This window comes from Proteus sp. fly-1008, assembly GCF_040140305.1.
In the GTDB taxonomy this organism is placed as follows: domain Bacteria; phylum Pseudomonadota; class Gammaproteobacteria; order Enterobacterales; family Enterobacteriaceae; genus Proteus; species Proteus vulgaris_B.
This window is the reverse complement of record NZ_JBEEWH010000059.1, coordinates 1-562: the sequence shown is the minus strand read 5'-3', so window position 1 is coordinate 562 and position 562 is coordinate 1. Positions and strand designations below refer to the sequence as shown.

General features: G+C 42.9%; 1 protein-coding gene. It reads left to right on the top strand.

Annotation, left to right across the window (positions count from 1 at the left end):
- Positions 1–330, top strand: a 330-nt coding sequence (locus tag ABN256_RS19325) for a hypothetical protein (RefSeq protein ID WP_349439944.1), incomplete at its 5' end; no start/stop codon positions are given.
- Between the last annotated feature and the right edge of the window lie 232 nt (positions 331–562).

Sequence of the window (562 nt, the reverse complement as noted above, 5' to 3'; positions counted from 1 at the left end):
ACTAAAGCCGACAACTGGGCCATGCGTGCTTTATTTGCTATTGCTAACGGTGGTATCGATATCGAAGGCATTAACCCTAATATGGGTATGCTGGGAATGGCTCAGGTGGCAATTAAGGCGCTATCTGGCATTAAGCCTGATGTTGGTATTCCTTTACTTGATGAGTTGTTAGAGTGCGTCCAAGTGCTTCCTAGTAGCGGTAATGCACGAGCGTTGATTATCGACTCAGATATTAAAGATTTAAGTACGATGTTCACACTCCGCAAAGAAGTGTTAGCCATCCATATTGATTTTTTAACTCAAGGCGGTGGGTCAGACTTGAAAAGCTAAAAGCTGGTCTACCGCTAAAGGATGGCGTACTCGCTGAAACCGCTAATGTGTCTAGTGTAGTATCTCAGGTTATTACATCTGGTCACGCCACACTGCATGAACTATCGACAGTATACAGTCTTGAGGACTGCATGAATTTGATAGAGATACATCAAGTCAGCGAGTACAACAAGCAATTAATGAAAGAACTCAGTGAGTCTGAGTAAGTGCCACAAATGTGGCTTTTTTATTG